Below are 17,175 nucleotides of genomic sequence, written 5' to 3' on the forward strand. Positions count from 1 at the left end.
ATATTTGGAGCAGCTTTATGCCTAATTTACATCAGCGTCGCTTACCTAATCGTGCTTCCCTTGTCGCCAATCGTGCATTCTCTGCTATTGAACGCTTTCTTCATATCGAAGCAGTGAGCGGTGTTATTCTTCTATTAGCAGCAGCTGCTGCGCTTTTATTTGCTAACTCTAACTACGCTTCCATTTATGAATCATTCTGGCATACGCCTTTTGGTCTTCACTTCGGCAATTTTAACCTATCATGGGATTTACATTTTTGGGTTAATGATGCCCTTATGACTATATTTTTTCTTGTTGCAGGAATGGAAATTCGGCGTGAAATCCATGCAGGTGCTCTTGCAAACCTAAAACAAGCAACTTTACCAATCATTGCTGCTATAGGAGGAGTTTTTCTCCCCGCTGTTATTTATCTTATCATTAACTTCAATGGTGGATATCCATATGGTTGGGCTGTTCCTACAGCAACAGATATTGCCTTTGCTTTAGGTATTCTTGCTCTTCTCGGAAAAGCCATTCCTTCAAATCTACATGTCATTCTCTTATCATTAGCAATCATAGATGACATCATCGCTGTTCTCATCATCGCTTTTTTTTACTCGACAAACCTTGATCCTAGCGGTTTGGTTATTGCAGCAGCGGGCATATCTATCATATTGTTTTTCCAATGGATTGGCTTCGCATCAGCGTGGATATATATCTTACCTGGAATCCTTATTTGGTGGGGTTTAATGGTAACAGGTGTGCATCCATCACTTGCTGGTGTTATTTTAGGGATGATGACACCAGTTCTTCCTACCCGCAATCTTGTATCTCCCTTAAAAACACTCAGTAACGCGGTTAAAATCCTTCAAGATAAAAACATGCATACAGACTCGCACCATATTGCAACGACATTAAAAAAGATGCGTAAAGGACAACGTGACATTATTGCACCTGTAACAAGAATCCAAAAAGAACTACATCCGTGGGTAGCCTATGGTATAATGCCGATTTTTGCTTTCGCCAATGCTGGTGTTAGCTTTGCAAATTTTGATCTTACTTCTGATAACTCACTCTTGATTATTCTTGGAATCATTGTGGGGCTATGTATTGGCAAACCACTGGGGATTCTTACAGCAAGCTATCTTGCCGTAAAATTAGGGCTATGCCGACTCCCTCCCAACACGACATGGGCAGGGATATTATTGATTGGATTACTCGCAGGAATAGGTTTCACAATGTCTATTTTTGTTTCAATGCTTGCCTTCCAAGATGGAGCTCAGCTTAATGCTGCAAAAATTGGTGTTCTTTGTGCATCCGGTTTATCCGCTTTCATAGGTCTTGGATACGGGATCATCTATATAAAATACAATAAACCTTAATCACTAAAACAGTATCGTGCTGTGAAAACACACTCTTCAAAAATAGCTTAGCCCATTTTACTGTTATAAAGTGGTGTATATTAAATAAATTTGGCATACTATCTAAAGATACAACAAGATCGATCAAGAAATGAACTAAAAAACAAAATATAGAGAAAAAAGTTCTTTGCCAACTCATGACATATGTAATTGTGCTTGAGCGTTCCCTTGCACAGAATCTTGTTTAGTAAATTCTCAAGCAAATAATATTAATAATCATCTCAAACGAACAATACCTTTTGATAAGAAGAATGTAGAACTCATACATTCCTTTTGCTTGAAAAATTGTTCAATTTTTTCACCTGAAATTTAAAATATCAAAAAAAATTCGAGTTTACAGAAAATAACTATATCTTACCAAGACTATAAACGGCACCCAATATACTCGATACTCGCCGAAAATTTAATATAATCATAGCAGTTAAAATAGAAATTTTTATTTCTGAATTAGTTATCGCCTTAACATTAAGGCCTTTTTCAACCAAAGTTTTAAATCCTTATATGATTTTCTAAAAAATTATGAATTTATATTAATCAATACGTGTTTTTAAAGATCTTTAAAATCGCCTAATTATTAACATAATGTATTTAAATTATTTATAATAATGTCATTGTTTTATTGTAATACGACAAAGATAATCATACAAATTATTCAATGCTGTTAAATAACCCCGCAAAATGCCCGTGTAGCCTCTAATATTACTTGTACAGTGATGTTATCAATATACAATACATTATATCATTAATTTTCTATCTTTTCCCTTGAAGAAGGGCAAAAGACGGTAGTCTCTTATTTCACGAAGTATGGATAATACAACTAACTTTTATAAAGCTAATCTCCATGATCAGTTGAAACCTTTTGTGCAGATAAATGTTAGATAAGTCAAGCATTTACACAATATAAAAAGGTAATAAATTATAGTTTATGCTCTCAAAAGGAATGTGTAAAAGAGATATCATTAGAGAAATTGAAGGCGGTTTTAAAACATGCTATATAACACAAAATGTATATTATATAGTTGACAATAAAAATCAAAATGTGTATTACATTGATCTGTAACTAAGAGTTCTTTTTCAGAATTCTTTATAGATATGTAATTTGTATAAAGGAATTTATCTCATGAAACGTATTGTCGTAGCTGCTGCTTTGTTTTCTGTATTTTGTTCGGTATTATCCCCAGTGACAGTCAGCGCGCATGGTCCTGCTGCTTCGCGAACTTCACACGATCAAAGACGCCTTAGTGACCTTGTTTCAAAATATTCGAAAGGTGACAAATTTAAAATGAGTGCTGATTCATACAACGGCTGGAGGGAGTGGTCTCAGTTTAACGGTAAATTTAAATGCAAAGTTTTGAAGGGATTTGCGTTCTGCAATACGATAAGATAGGCATTTAGTTATGTACAAAAAACTGCAGTGAAAAATAGAATATGAATACTGTTTTTCAAAATCTGGGACACTAAAATAGTTGTGTTTCTTTATTAGGCTATGTGTCTTGTATAATAAGAGGCCTTTTGTATCAAAGGCCTTTTATTTTCTGTTATATTGATTTAAAGAATACGGTTGGCCAGTCTACCCCACACTGGCACTTAACTTCCATGTTAAATTACCTGTACACCCCTGACTACCTTGACCTGAAAGCGCTTATGCAAGAACAAATACTCACTGCTCTCTGTATATTTTTCACTGTTGATGCATTAAATATTATTGAGAATGATTCTGGAAATGTAGCTGCAGCTAAAATAATCCATTTCATGAGATAAGTTCCATTTTAAACAATTAAATTTATAATCTACTTTTATAAAGGACCTTTTCTGTAAAACAGGATGGCACATATAAAATGTTTCTAACCTCTCCCAATTTTCCCTCATTATACCTCTTCTGCAATCCCTCTTGGGAGAAGAAAATTGCAATTCCTTACCCTTTTTTGCTGTGTGAATGTTTCCTCTCATATCGAAGCCGCAAGCAATGTTGTTCTTCTACGAGCAATCGCCACCGCACTTTTATTTGCCAACCCTAAATATGCTTACACCTTGCTTGAAAAATTGAATAACTTCTTCATCTAAAGTTTAAAATATCAGAAAAACTCTAATGCTATAGAAACCTTACTGTACCTTATCAAGGCCATAAACGGCATGCAATGTTCTTACCGCAAGCTCAGTATAAGCACTATCAATTAAAACAGAAATTTTTATTTCTGAAGTGGTTATTGCTTTTATATTAATACCTTTTTCAGCCAAAGCCTTAAACGCTATAGCAGCAACACCTGCATGACTACGCATTCCAATACCAACAACAGAAACCTTTGCAAGCCCACTTGCAAACTGAATGACATCAAACCCTATTTCCATGCGGTTTTTCTCAAGAATCGCAACCGCTTTATTAACATCTGATGATGGTACAGTGAAGGTCATATCTGTCTTTGATCCATCCTCAGAAATATTTTGCACAATCATATCAACATTAATAAGCTCTTCGGCTAAAGGACCGAAGATTGCTGCAGAAATACCTGGACGATCCGAAAGCCTTCGTAACGAAATTTGTGCCTCATCCTTAGCAAAAGCGACACCAGTAACGTTTTGCTGTTCCACAATCTCATCCTCATCGCAAATAAGTGTCCCAGATGAACTAGTTTTATTACATATAGCAGAAGAACCAGGTTCTTCAAAACTCGAACGCACAAAAGTGCGAACTTTATGAACCATAGCTAACTCAACAGAACGAACTTGTAAAACCTTTGCTCCCAAAGAAGCCATTTCAAGCATTTCTTCAAAAGATACCTTTGATAAACGGCGTGCTCTAGGTTCAATTCTTGGATCAGTTGTATAAACGCCATCAACATCGGTATAAATATCACAACGATCAGCTCGCAAAGCCGCTGCTACCGCTACAGCGCTCGTATCTGATCCACCTCGTCCCAAAGTAGAAATTCGATTATCTGGAGATAATCCTTGAAAACCAGCAATAACAGCTACCTGCCCTTTTCTAAACCCCTGTATCAACAAAGACTCATCAATACCAATAATTCGTGCACCACCATGTGCACTATTAGTACGAACAGGAATTTGCCAACCAAGCCATGAGCGAGCATTTATTCCTATACTCTGAAGAGTAACAGCCAATAAACCCGCTGTTACCTGCTCTCCGGAAGAAACAATAACATCATACTCACGGCTATCGTACGTTGAAGATGCATCGTATGTCCACTGAACAAGCTCATTAGTTTTTCCAGCCATTGCTGATACGACTACAGCAATCTCATGGCCTGCATCTACTTCTCTTTTAACATGCTGTGCAACATTTTGAATGCGCTCAATATCTGCAACAGATGTCCCACCAAACTTCATAACGATACGTGCCATTATTAACGCTCTTACGTTTTTCATTTCAAACGACAGCTAGAATGAAGCCCTACACTGTACTAAACGTCTCTGACATAGCTAATATAAACAATCTTAGCAAGCGTAACATACACACATTATTTTCCTTGACTTTAATTCGTTTGGCTTGGTTATTGAGGATAAAAGGAGAAGCACTATGGTCAATGAAACACATACAACTATAGATCAAAGAGAAATTGATCATTTTTCAAAAATTGCTGCTGAATGGTGGAATCCGCAAGGAAAATTTCGTCCCCTTCATAAATTCAATCCAACACGCCTTGCCTATATTAAAGAAAAAATTTGTCTAACATTTCATTGCAATCCTACCTCATTTAAACCTTTTGAGGGCCTAAAAATTCTTGATGTTGGTTGTGGAGGAGGCCTATTGTGCGAACCGATGGCACGTCTTGGAGCTTCTATTACAGGAATCGACGCAGCACACACTAATGTCGAAGTAGCTAAATTTCACGCCATCCAAAGTAATCTTACAATTGACTACCGTACCACTACCGCTGAAGAACTAGCAGATACAAAAGAGACATTTGATGTTATCCTCAACATGGAAATTATAGAACATGTTTCTAATGTCAGTCTCTTTATGTCAGCCACAGCAAAAATGCTTAAACCACAAGGGCTTATGTTCATAGCAACACTCAATCGTACATGGAAGGCATGGAGCTTAGCCATCATAGGCGCTGAATATATCCTTAATTGGCTTCCCAAAGGAACTCATAATTACAAAAAATTCTTGAAACCTGAAGAACTCAAAAATCTTCTATCAACAAACACTCTCACCGTTATCGATGAGATTGGCATCACCTACAACCCACTCAATGATAGCTGGAACCGTTCAAAAAACATGGACATCAATTACATGCTCCTCGCACAGCGCCCAGAATAAATAACTACAATTACTAAATATCTTCTAGCAAAGGGGTAAGCTTACCTTCAGCATCCAACGAATGGAGATCATCACACCCTCCGACATGATAATCACCTATAAAAATTTGTGGAAATGTATTACGCCCATTTGCCCGCTGCACCATTTGTTGGCGAAGGGAAGTTGACGCATCAATATTCGTATATTTAATGCCCTTTTTATCAAGTAAAGCAAGCGCCTTCACGCAATAAGGGCAATTAGGACGTGTATAAACCGTTACTTCTTTCATTAAAACTCTCCAATCCTTCCCCTCATATAATCAATTTTTAATCATTTGCATAACTAATTTTACAAATTTTTCAAAAATGAGGCAGAGTGGGAGGATCCTTCAGTACCCGTGAAAATGTCAAAACATCAACATTTCGTGTACCTACACGCTTTAATGCCGCAGCAGCAGCGATCACTGTTGCACCTGTCGTGAAAACATCATCTACCAATAGAATAGAACGTCCTTTTAGATGCTTTTTTACGCGATCTGGAACTTTGAAAGCACTCCGCATATTCAATTTTCTCTCCCTCAAAGACAAGCCAACCTGTGGATGCGTATATCTGCAACGAACAAGCCAATCAGGCTTTAAAAACTTTTTTTGTGTCTTTGCGATGTAACGAGCAAGCTCTGCTGATTGATTATAACGCCGTCCTAAAAAACGACGAAAATGTAATGGTATAGGAATAATAATATCACACTCATCAATAACTTCACGCCCTGCAAAGACCATCCAATTTGCCATAAAATGTGCCAGCTCTAAATGATCACCATATTTTAACCGTATCGTTAAAGATCGTGCCAAACCTTCATGTACAATTGCTGAACGAGCACGTGAAAAAGGTGGAGAAATTTGTAAAGCCTCACCACTTAAAAAACCATCTCCCATATCGCAAGAAAAAGGGATTCCCATAACAGGACAATACGGTTTTGTGATAAATTGAAGATCTTTCCAACAATCAGAACAAACCGTTCCATGAGTAAAAATAATCACCTTACAACCTGGACAAATAGGTGGATACAAAAAAACCATAAAATGCCCAACTAATGTATCTAAAAACTTCCACCATTTAAAAAAATTTTTTTCAATTGTCCTCTCATCTATTTTATGTAACATGCGATAGCTTCTTTGCATGCCTTAAATTTTAAACAGTAAAAAAACTCTAACATCTTTCATCAAAGTTTTCCTTTTACACCGTAAGATTGATATACTGTATATTGAAAGCACGCAGTTTGATAATAAGAAAATTCTAAATAACATGTCGCATCCTTTAATTTTTGATTATGCTCGTATTGAGCAGTACCGCAAGCGTGCCTTCATAAAAGCACAAAAAGGATGTGACTTTTTGCTATCCTATGCAGTTGATGATCTTTGCAAGCGTTTAAGCACCGTTAATCGTCACTTTACATTAGCCTTAGATTTGCACAGTCATACAGGTCTTGCTGTGCAAGAAATTGAAAAAATTAACAAAATACACTCCATCGAACGTGTTGAAACTGATATATTATACCAAAGTCACAGTAAAAAATTTCATATTCGTCATCGAGAATTTCTTGATTTTCCCCAACATTACTGTGATTTGATCATATCACTCCTGTCATTACAACTAACCAATGATATGCCTGGTGTCCTCAACCAAATAAGAAATACCCTTAAACCAGATGGTTTATTCCTTGCCGTTATGGCAGGAGCCTGTACATTACAGGAATTACGAGAAAGTCTACTACAGGCTGAAATGGAAATTTACGGTGGAGTTAGTCCAAGAGTTTATCCTTTTATCGATATTCGTGATGCTGGAGTTCTTTTACAACGTGCTGGTTTTGCTCTACCTGTTGTGGATGTTGAAAACATCACTATATACTATAATACGATGTTTGACCTCATGCACGACCTTAAAGCTATGGGAATGCAGAGTGCTCTCACTCATCGCTCACGATACCCTGTATCTAAACGCTTTTTTCTCCGTGCTGCTGAAATCTATGCGCAACAATATAGCGATACCAATGGTCGCATTCGCGCATGTTTTTCTTTCATCTGGCTGTCTGGTTGGGCTCCTGATCCAAGCCAACAAAAACCCATGAAACCTGGCTCTGCTCAGATATCTCTTATAGACGCTCTAGAAAAACAAAATAAAAATATCAAAAAATAGCATTTTAATATAAAAATTATTTTTCAAAAATACTTTTATCCGTTTTACCTAATACTTGACTTGTTATGACTCCAGCTAGCATTGAACCATTAACATTGAGAGCCGTACGCCCCATATCTATTAAAGGTTCTATAGATATGAGAACAACTACCAAAGAAACAGGAAGTCCCATAATTGGCAATGCTATTAATGCAGCAAAAATAGCTCCTCCCCCGACACCAGCAACACCAATGGAACTTAATGTTACAACACCTACAAGAGTGGCAATCCATATAGGATCAAGAGAATTAATCCCCATAGATGGTGCTGTCATTGCAGCAAGCATGGCTGGATAAAGACCTGCACATCCATTTTGCCCAATTATTGCTCCTAAAGAAGCTGAAAAACTAGCTATTGATTGTGGTACACCTATCCATCGTGACTGAGCCTCAATATTCAATGGGATAGTGGCTGTACTTGAACGGCTACTGAAGGCAAATATCAAAACAGGAAAAACTTTTTTGAAAAAGATAAATGGATTAATACCTGATAAAAAAAGTAAAATGGTATGAACTCCGAATATCATAAAAATACCAAGATAAGAGGCAACCACGAAAATAAATAATTTTAAAATATCAGCAATATTTGCGGTTGCTCCAATCTTGATCATAAGAGCAAAAATACCATAGGGTGTTAAAGAAATCACAATCCTAACTAATCGCATAATCCAAAGCTGGGTAGTCTGAATTGATGAAAAAACCTGTTCTCCTCTATTAGGATTGTCCTGCTTCAAAAGAATAATTGCAGCTCCTAAAAAAGCTGAAAAAATAACAACACCTATGATTGACGTACGCCGCCCTCCTGCTAAATCAAAAAACGGATTTTGAGGAATAAATGATAGAACTAATTGTGGTATACTCATACCTTCAAATTGAGAAATTCGTTCCCCAATAACAGTGGAAATATCTTCTCCTCCATGCACCAAACCACTGGCCGTTAAGCCAAAAACATTGACAATTAGAATACCAATTAATGCCGAAAGACAAGTAGTAAAAAGCAATATTGAAATTGTCATGATGCCAATTTTATTCGCAGCATTAGAGCTATGTAAATGAGCTACAGCTGAAATAATGGAGATAAAAACCAACGGCATAACAACCATATGTAGCAAGGATACATAGCCTTGCCCAACAATATTAAACCATTCGATGGATCTTAACAAAGTGGAAGCATTTTCTCCATAAATAAACTGCAGCATGACACCAAAAATTAGACCCGCGATGAGGCTTAGCATAACACACAGCGTAAAGCTCCATCCACTTTTCCTAATTTTTGCAATAAGAAATAAAAATACAATAAATATAGATAAATTAATGAGAAAGTATAATATCATTATTACATCTTAGCATTATCATTTATAAATGTAATAATTTTTAAAAAATAAATATTGATATAGTTTATATTATATAAAAATAGTTTTATAATATTTATACTTATACTTATTTAAAAAAGATATTTTAAAGGTAAAACAAGCTATTTTCTTATCATAATGCGCAATACATCAAAATGATAGAGATAATCGACAAACCACATGCGCAATCTCAAAGAAGGCACTATAACCGTTTTAAAAAATCTTTCTCTTTGACAAATTCACAAAAAAACCTTCTTAAAACATGTTTAAAAAAGATAATTCTTCAGGGCTTTTACCAGCGGCTTATCCGCAATAGGCATAGGATATTGATCAAGATCATTAACAAAAACCCACTGCAAATTTTGCCCCTCTCTGCCCTGAGGAATACCCTCATAATGGCGACAAAGGTAAAATGGCATCAAGAGATGAAATGTCTCATAGCTATAACTCGCAAACGACAAGGGAAATAAATCTTTAGGCTGAACGTAAAGACCAAGTTCTTCCTCTAATTCACGAACCAACGATTCCTCTGGTGTTTCACCACTCTCAATCTTCCCACCTGGAAACTCCCAGAGGCCAGCCATTGGTTTTCCCCGAGGCCGCTCTGCAAGTAATACCTTGTTATCTCGATTCAATAATGCGCATGCAACAACAAGAAGAAGCGGGCCACCTACATCCATACAAGCCTCCAATAGGAATAGTCTCTTTCACTATACCCCTCTTCTTCTCCAATAGTAAAGGCTGCAACACCCAATAAGGACTCCCAAATATATAAGCACTTATATAAGCACTCAACAACTCAAAATGGCACCTCATTAATACCACATATACTAACTTCTGTAGTCCCCATTAATTGCAACATATTCTTTCGTCAAATCACAAGACCAAACCGTTGCCTCACCATGCCCCAAACCAAGACTAACACAAATTTTAATATTCTGATTCTTCATATAAGCACCAACAACCTCTTCGCTATAGCTTGGATCACGCTCCCCATTAACAGCTACACGATGCTCACCAAACCAAATTGCTAATAGATCACGCTTTGCCTCGACACCTGCTTTACCAACCGCCATAACCACCCGGCCCCAATTTGCATCTTCACCAGCGATAGCCGTTTTAACCAGTGGTGAATTGGCAATAGATAAAGCAATAATTTTAGCATCACTATCCGTTGTAGCACCCATCACATTTACTTCAATCAAATGACGAGCACCTTCACCATCACAAACAACTTGTAAAGCAAGATCGTGCAAAAGATTCCCCAATTCCTTCGCAAATACCCCATAACGTGGATCAAACTTACTTGTTATGCAAGGAAAGCCTCTTTTCGCTTCTCCTGTTGCAAACAGCATTAACGTATCTGATGTTGAGGTATCACTATCTACAGTAATCGAATTAAAAGATCTTTCTACTGCCTCCGATAACATAGACTGAAGAATATCTGAAGAAATCGCCGCATCACTGACCACGAAAGAAAGCATCGTCGCCATATCTGGTGCTATCATACCAGCTCCCTTTGCTATTCCATTAATAACGACAGATTTCCCTCCACAATCAAATCGACGAGTTGCAAGCTTTGGGAATGTATCCGTCGTCATAATAGCTTTCGCAGCCTCTAACCAATTTCCCTCTTCTGCTTTAGCTACCATACCAGGAAACAAATTTAAAAAGCGGGATTCATCCATTGGTTCACCAATAACACCTGTAGAAGCTAAAAAAATCTCATTTTCTTCAACTTTCAAAGCATTGGCTACAGCACTTGCAATTGCTTTTGTCGTTCTTTCTCCTCTACAACCCGTAAAAGCATTAGCATTTCCAGAATTAACAACAACCCCCTTTGCAACTCCATGAGAAAGTGAAGCACGACAGTGCTCCACGGAAGAAGATGGACATTTTGAACGAGTAAAAACACCTGCAACATTTGCCGGTTTATCAAAAATAATGAGAAGAAGATCTGTGCGATCTTTATACTTGATCCCAGCTTCAGCAGTCGCTATCCGCACACCATGCAACGGTGGTAACTCTTCTATTTTTTTTGGAGATAAAGGCGACACCCTTACAGTCATTACAAAAACTCCAAACTAAAGATAAGCTCACCTCCAAACAGCCTGCTCACTGCCCCCTCCTTTAAGAGAAAGAATAAATCAAACCCCTATCCTAGAAATGCGTATCACTCTTCTTCAAGAGAAATTCCCGGAAGTGATGCATCACCATCATTAAAGGACTGCATAAGCTTTTCGATTTCAGGATCAGGATACTCGACGCGAACCTTGCTGCGCAAATCAGCTACAAGAGTCTGATAACGCTCTTTTACTACCTGCGTTCGCAGAATCTCTTTAACATCATCAAATGCAGGCGGCTGCCTTAAACGACGATCTTCTACCTTAATAATGTGCCAACCAAATGGGCTTTCAACAGGTTCCTCCGTGTATTCACCAACTTTCAAACGAAACGCCGCATCTTCAAAGGGTTTAACCATCTGACCCTGACTAAAATAGCCAAGATTGCCACCAACAGCAGCCGATCCATCTGTGGAATCCTTTTTTGCGATTTCTTCAAAATCTTCACCTTTTTTCAAACGCTCGATGAGTGCTCTCGCTTCTTCCTCTGTTTTAACCAGAATATGACGCGCCTTTACCTCATCTTCTTTAGGAAAAGAGGTAACCTCCTTGTCATACAAAACTTTTAAATCAGAATCCGTAATTTTATCAACAACTACCTGTTTAAAATAAATCTGCTGAAGAACATTATCACGCATCATCGCCATACGCTTATCGTAGGTTTCTGTTTTATCAATACCCTTCCTAAGAGCCTCCTTAGCAAGAGCTTGCATATCCAAATAGGCTTTCAAAACAGTTACACGACGCTGTTCATCAGGGATACGAGATAAATTAGAATTAATTTCAAGCGCCAATTCATCTAGCTGTCCTACCGTAATGCTCTTACCATCAATGACAGCCATAACATGAGAAGGAGAAAGTGTTTTCTCAGAAGTCCTTTCCAAACTGCTCAAATCATTTTGCGCAAACTTCATATCACCGCGAGCTATCACTGCCAAACTTGTACCTACCAACAAAGTTGGCACCAAAAACAGCGAGGTAAATCTGAATTTCATAAATGTACTCCTTGAAAATAAACGCACGTTTGGAATCTTAAACTTCTTCGTACCATAACACTTTAGATTTTAACAGATAAATTAGCCACTTTATTTCAAAATAGCACAAGATTAGTTTTTCCAATTTACGTGTAAGAAACACCGTACCAACCACAAAATGTTTTGTATTCTGTCCGCCAAATGATGAACCAAAGTTGACACAACGCACTTCCCCCCTTATCTCTACCTTAAGAGAATTACACGGAAAAGCTGCATGTTGAAACATAAGGTAACACCACTTATATCTTAGGAACTGCTTGTATCCTAACTGTGCATAAGTATATTTACCAACGATCATGTGAGTATCGCGTATGAAGCATCATGCTGCAGTGACAACAAATGAAAGAAAGGACCAGAAATGGTCAGCTTGAGTACTATTGCACGCAAATTTTGGGGTTCAACGCGCGAACGCTATATAAAAACCCTTAGTCAAAAGGCTGTGCACATTAATGAGCTAGAAGAACAATTTCAAAAATTGAGTGATGTGCAACTTTGCCAAAAAACGGATGAATTTCGTCAACGATTAACTGAGGGAGCAACTCTTGATTCTATCTTGTTAGAAGCTTTTGCAGTCGTGCGTGAAGCTTCAAAGCGTGTGTACGGCATGCGTCCTTTCGATGTACAGCTCATTGGTGGGATGGTTTTGCACAATAGAGGAATCGCCGAAATGCGTACAGGCGAAGGCAAAACGCTCATGGCAACCTTACCGGTTTACCTTAACGCATTAGAAGGAAAGGGTGTACACGTTGTCACAGTTAACGACTACCTTGCTCGCAGAGATGCTGATGCAATGGGGAAAATTTATAGCTTCTTGGGCTTAACAACAGGCGTTATTTTACATGATCTTGATAAAGATGCCCGTAAAAAAGCCTACGCGTGTGATATCACTTACGCAACAAATAACGAGTTGGGTTTTGATTATTTGCGTGACAACATGGTTTTTGACCCAGTTCAGATGGTCCAACGTGGGCACCATTACGCAATTATTGATGAGGTTGATTCAATCTTAATCGATGAAGCACGTACTCCTCTCATCATTTCTGGTCCTCTAGAAGATCGTACAGATTTTTATAATCTCATGAATGCATTTATTTCTGATCTTAGCCAAGAAGATTACGAAATAGACGAAAAGCAAAAAACAACAATATTTACCGAAATTGGAACTGAAAAGATTGAAAAATTGCTCAAAGAAGCTGGGCACCTAAAAAATGATAGTCTGTATGATATTGAGAATGTCGCTATTGTCCATCATATCAATAATGCCTTGAAGGCCCATAAGCTATTTTCTCGTGACAAAGACTACATCATCCGTAATGATGAAATTGTTATTATTGATGAATTTACAGGGCGTATGATGCCAGGACGGCGTTATTCTGAAGGTCTACACCAGGCATTAGAAGCCAAAGAGCATGTTCCAATTCAGCCAGAAAATCAAACATTAGCTTCTATTACTTTCCAAAATTACTTCCGTATGTACAAAAAATTATCTGGTATGACGGGAACTGCAACAACAGAAGCGGAGGAATTCAGCAACATTTATGACCTTGATGTTGTTGAAATTCCTACAAATCTTCCTGTACAACGTCTTGATGAAGATGATGAAATTTATCGTACAACAGAAGAAAAATATCGTGCTATTATACGTGATATACGCCAAGCACATGAAAAAGGACAACCAGTTCTCGTTGGTACCACTTCCATTCAAAAATCAGAACAGCTTGCAGAACGACTAAAAAAAGAAGGGATAATTAATTTTCAAGTCCTGAATGCACGTTACCATGAACAAGAGGCATACATTATCGCGCAAGCAGGTGTTCCTGGTGCAATAACCATAGCAACCAACATGGCTGGTCGTGGAACAGATATACAACTTGGTGGAAATATCGAAATGCGGCTCCAACAAGAATTACATAATGTATCTGACGCAGCAGAAAAAATTGCCAAAACTGAAGAAATCAAAAAAGACGTTCAACAACTTAAAGAAAAAGCTCTGGCTGCCGGTGGTCTCTACGTCCTTGCGACCGAACGTCATGAAAGTCGCCGGATTGACAACCAACTTCGTGGCCGCTCCGGCCGTCAGGGTGACCCTGGTCGCTCAAAATTCTTCCTTTCTCTTCAAGATGATTTGATGAGAATCTTTGGATCTGAGCGCATGGATGGCATATTACAGAAACTCGGCTTAAAAGAAGATGAAGCCATTATCCATCCATGGATCAACAAAGCACTTGAAAAAGCTCAAAAGAAGGTTGAAGCACGAAATTTTGAAATTCGTAAAAATCTCTTAAAATACGATGATGTAATGAATGATCAACGTAAAGTTATTTTTGAGCAGCGCATAGAAATCATGCATGCAGAAAATTTAACCGAAATGATTTCTGAAATGCGCAACGATGTCATCGAAGATTTGGTAGAAACCTATATCCCATCTGGCACATATTCTGAAAAGTGGGATATGAAAACTCTACAAGAAGAACTCTATAAATCATTTAATCTTGAGCTTCCTATGGAAGAATGGGCAAATGAAGATGGGATCGCTGAAGAAGAAATTTTCCAACGCATATCAAATGCTGCTATAAAATCTGAAAATGAACGCTTTGAAAACATCCCCCCAGAAATAATGCTTTATTGCTATAAAACAATATTGCTCGAAACAATTGATGTCTTGTGGCGTGAACATTTAATCAGCTTAGATCATCTACGTTCTGTTGTTGGTTTTCGTGGCTACGCACAAAGAGACCCGCTTAGTGAATATAAAACCGAAGCATTTGAGCTTTTTCAAGCCATGCTTAAAAATTTACGCAAAAATGTTATTTCTAAGCTTATGCACTTTGAAATTGTTCAAAAACCCATAGAATCCGAAATTATTGAAAAAGAGCAAAAAACAAACTCCATATCTGAAAATCCAGACAAAGAAGATAGTGATCTACTATGGACACAAAAACGAGATAATACTCTTACTCGTCCAGAAGAGCGTGACCCCAATAACCCAATGACGTGGGGAAAAATTGGACGGAATGAAATTTGTCCTTGTAACTCAGGAAAAAAATACAAACATTGTCATGGGGCTTTTATCTAAAAAGTAGACACTCAGAATGAATAAATGGAAAGATTATGAACAAACACTCCGTGCTATGCTAAGCAGTGCAGGATTAAAGATGACGCGTCAAAGACGTCTCATCCTTAATATTTTGATCTCTATGGATGATCATCCAAGTGCCTTTGAAATTTTTAAACGCGCCAGCAAAGTAGATCCAACCATTTCATTATCCACTATTTATCGCACAATGAAAACACTAGAAGAACATGGAACGGTTCATCGTCATACTTTCAGTGGAGAACCATCTCGTTTTGAACAAGCAGATGGAAAACATCACGATCATCTCATTGACATAGAAACAGGACAAATTATTGAATTCAGCTCAAATCTTATTGAACAATTGCAAGAGGAGATAGCTCACTCCCTCGGTTACAATGTTATCCATCATCGTTTCGAGCTTTACGGAAAAAAACAAAATTCCTCAAACAACGTTTCTATGAATGGAGTAAAAAAACGTTCCCATAATAGAGTTTAGCGTAAATTCCACTGAAAGTTTTGTAGTCTTTATTGGCAAAAATATCTTTCTATTTTATCAGTTTTCTATCGTCGGATAGTTATTCATTTCTTATATCAAACTAGAGTTAGATTAGTCTTATCATGATTTCTTTACCAAAAGATCGTATAAAGCAACTAGAAAAACGCTTTGAAATGATTGAAAGCCAAATGGCTGAAAATCCAAACGCTGAAGTTTATGTAAAATTAGCATCCGAGTATGCAGAATTACAGCCAATTGTTAACTCTGTACGAGCCTTAAATGCTCTCTATGAAGAAGTTGGTGATCTTGAGATTATAGCAAGCGATACCAAAACAGATACAGAGATGCGTTCTCTTGTCCAAGAAGAGCTCCCATTATTGCGTCAAAAAATTGAACATCTTGAAAAAGACTTGCAGATTCTTCTTCTTCCTAAAGACATCGCTGATGAAAAAAGTGCTATAATTGAAATCCGTGCTGGAACTGGTGGATCAGAAGCCGCACTTTTTGCTGGTGATCTTTTTCGTATGTATGAGCGTTATGCCAGTATTCATAACTGGAAAGTTGAAATCATTTCATTAAGCGATGGTGAAATTGGAGGATACAAAGAAATCATTGCAACCATTTCAGGGAAAGGTGTCTTTTCTAAGTTGAAATTTGAATCAGGTGTTCACCGTGTACAACGGATTCCTGAAACAGAAACAAGTGGACGCATCCATACATCAGCAGCTACTGTTGCAGTACTACCAGAAGCTGAAGAAATTGATATTGAAATCCGCCCTGAAGACATTCGTATTGATACGATGCGAGCGTCAGGTGCAGGTGGACAACATGTTAATACGACAGATTCTGCAGTTCGCATCACTCATATTCCAACAGGCATTATGGTGGTACAAGCAGAAAAATCACAGCACCAAAATCGAGCGCGTGCACTCCAAATTTTACGCTCACGTTTATTAGATATCGAAAGACAAAAAGCTGAAACTGAACGCTCAGCATCTCGCAAAACCCAAGTTGGCTCCGGTGATCGATCAGAACGTATTCGCACATATAATTTTCCACAAGGACGTGTTACAGACCACCGTATTAACCTCACTTTATACAAGCTTGATCGCATCATGGAAGGAAATCTTGATGAGATTATTGATGCACTTATTTCTGATTACCAAACAACTCTCCTAACTGAGATAGATGGATAACTT

General features: G+C 37.7%; 13 protein-coding genes. 6 read left to right on the forward strand and 7 right to left on the reverse strand.

The window, feature by feature from the left end; translation table 11 throughout:
* Positions 1-17: 17 nt before the first annotated feature.
* A complete protein-coding gene (gene nhaA / locus PU02_RS06120; protein WP_053944530.1) occupies positions 18-1,361 on the forward strand; it encodes a Na+/H+ antiporter NhaA in 1,344 nt (447 codons plus the stop codon).
* 2,142 nt (positions 1,362-3,503) lie between these two features.
* On the opposite strand, the gene PU02_RS06130 is transcribed toward nhaA, so the two are convergent.
* Complete coding sequence (locus tag PU02_RS06130) at positions 3,504-4,760, reverse strand: aspartate kinase (protein WP_053944532.1); 1,257 nt, start codon at positions 4,758-4,760, stop codon at positions 3,504-3,506.
* 175 nt (positions 4,761-4,935) lie between these two features.
* On the opposite strand from PU02_RS06130, the gene ubiG reads away from it, so the two are divergent.
* Positions 4,936-5,682: a bifunctional 2-polyprenyl-6-hydroxyphenol methylase/3-demethylubiquinol 3-O-methyltransferase UbiG gene (ubiG, locus tag PU02_RS06135; RefSeq protein WP_053944533.1), complete on the forward strand. Its 747-nt coding sequence runs from the start codon at positions 4,936-4,938 to the stop codon at positions 5,680-5,682.
* 13 nt (positions 5,683-5,695) lie between these two features.
* Here ubiG and grxC read toward each other — a convergent pair whose 3' ends face one another.
* Both grxC and PU02_RS06145 read right to left on the reverse strand, forming a co-directional pair.
* Positions 5,696-5,950 (reverse strand): glutaredoxin 3, encoded by a 255-nt coding sequence (gene grxC / locus PU02_RS06140; RefSeq protein ID WP_053944534.1) that lies wholly within the window; start codon positions 5,948-5,950, stop codon positions 5,696-5,698.
* Positions 5,951-6,020: 70 nt separating this feature from the next.
* Positions 6,021-6,740, reverse strand: coding sequence for a ComF family protein (locus PU02_RS06145; protein WP_053944691.1), 720 nt, complete (start codon positions 6,738-6,740; stop codon positions 6,021-6,023).
* Between the two features lie 226 nt (positions 6,741-6,966).
* Here PU02_RS06145 and PU02_RS06150 point away from each other — a divergent pair, with 226 nt between their 5' ends.
* Positions 6,967-7,857 (forward strand): methyltransferase domain-containing protein, encoded by an 891-nt coding sequence (locus PU02_RS06150; protein ID WP_053944535.1) that lies wholly within the window; start codon positions 6,967-6,969, stop codon positions 7,855-7,857.
* A 16-nt stretch (positions 7,858-7,873) separates the two neighbouring features.
* On the opposite strand, the gene PU02_RS06155 is transcribed toward PU02_RS06150, so the two are convergent.
* The 4 genes from PU02_RS06155 to PU02_RS06170 form a co-directional block, all read right to left on the reverse strand.
* Positions 7,874-9,229 (reverse strand): L-cystine transporter, encoded by a 1,356-nt coding sequence (locus tag PU02_RS06155; protein WP_053944536.1) that lies wholly within the window; start codon positions 9,227-9,229, stop codon positions 7,874-7,876.
* Between the two features lie 284 nt (positions 9,230-9,513).
* Positions 9,514-9,927, reverse strand: coding sequence for an 8-oxo-dGTP diphosphatase MutT (gene mutT / locus PU02_RS06160; RefSeq protein ID WP_053944537.1), 414 nt, complete (start codon positions 9,925-9,927; stop codon positions 9,514-9,516).
* 150 nt (positions 9,928-10,077) lie between these two features.
* Entirely contained in the window at positions 10,078-11,316 is a 1,239-nt protein-coding gene (argJ, locus tag PU02_RS06165) for a bifunctional glutamate N-acetyltransferase/amino-acid acetyltransferase ArgJ (protein ID WP_053944538.1), read from the reverse strand.
* A gap of 104 nt (positions 11,317-11,420) precedes the next feature.
* Complete coding sequence (locus PU02_RS06170; protein ID WP_053944539.1) at positions 11,421-12,365, reverse strand: peptidylprolyl isomerase; 945 nt, start codon at positions 12,363-12,365, stop codon at positions 11,421-11,423.
* Between the two features lie 397 nt (positions 12,366-12,762).
* Here PU02_RS06170 and secA point away from each other — a divergent pair, with 397 nt between their 5' ends.
* The 3 genes from secA to prfA all read left to right on the forward strand — a co-directional run bounded on the left by secA (position 12,763) and on the right by prfA (position 17,172).
* Positions 12,763-15,480 (forward strand): preprotein translocase subunit SecA, encoded by a 2,718-nt coding sequence (secA, locus tag PU02_RS06180; RefSeq protein WP_053944541.1) that lies wholly within the window; start codon positions 12,763-12,765, stop codon positions 15,478-15,480.
* Between the two features lie 16 nt (positions 15,481-15,496).
* The gene (locus PU02_RS06185; protein WP_053944542.1) at positions 15,497-15,976 is read left to right on the forward strand and encodes a Fur family transcriptional regulator; all 480 of its coding nucleotides are present in this window, start codon (positions 15,497-15,499) and stop codon (positions 15,974-15,976) included.
* Positions 15,977-16,098: 122 nt separating this feature from the next.
* Positions 16,099-17,172, forward strand: coding sequence for a peptide chain release factor 1 (gene prfA / locus PU02_RS06190; protein ID WP_053944543.1), 1,074 nt, complete (start codon positions 16,099-16,101; stop codon positions 17,170-17,172).
* Positions 17,173-17,175 lie beyond the last annotated feature (3 nt).

Source organism: Bartonella ancashensis, from assembly GCF_001281405.1.
GTDB lineage: Bacteria > Pseudomonadota > Alphaproteobacteria > Rhizobiales > Rhizobiaceae > Bartonella > Bartonella ancashensis.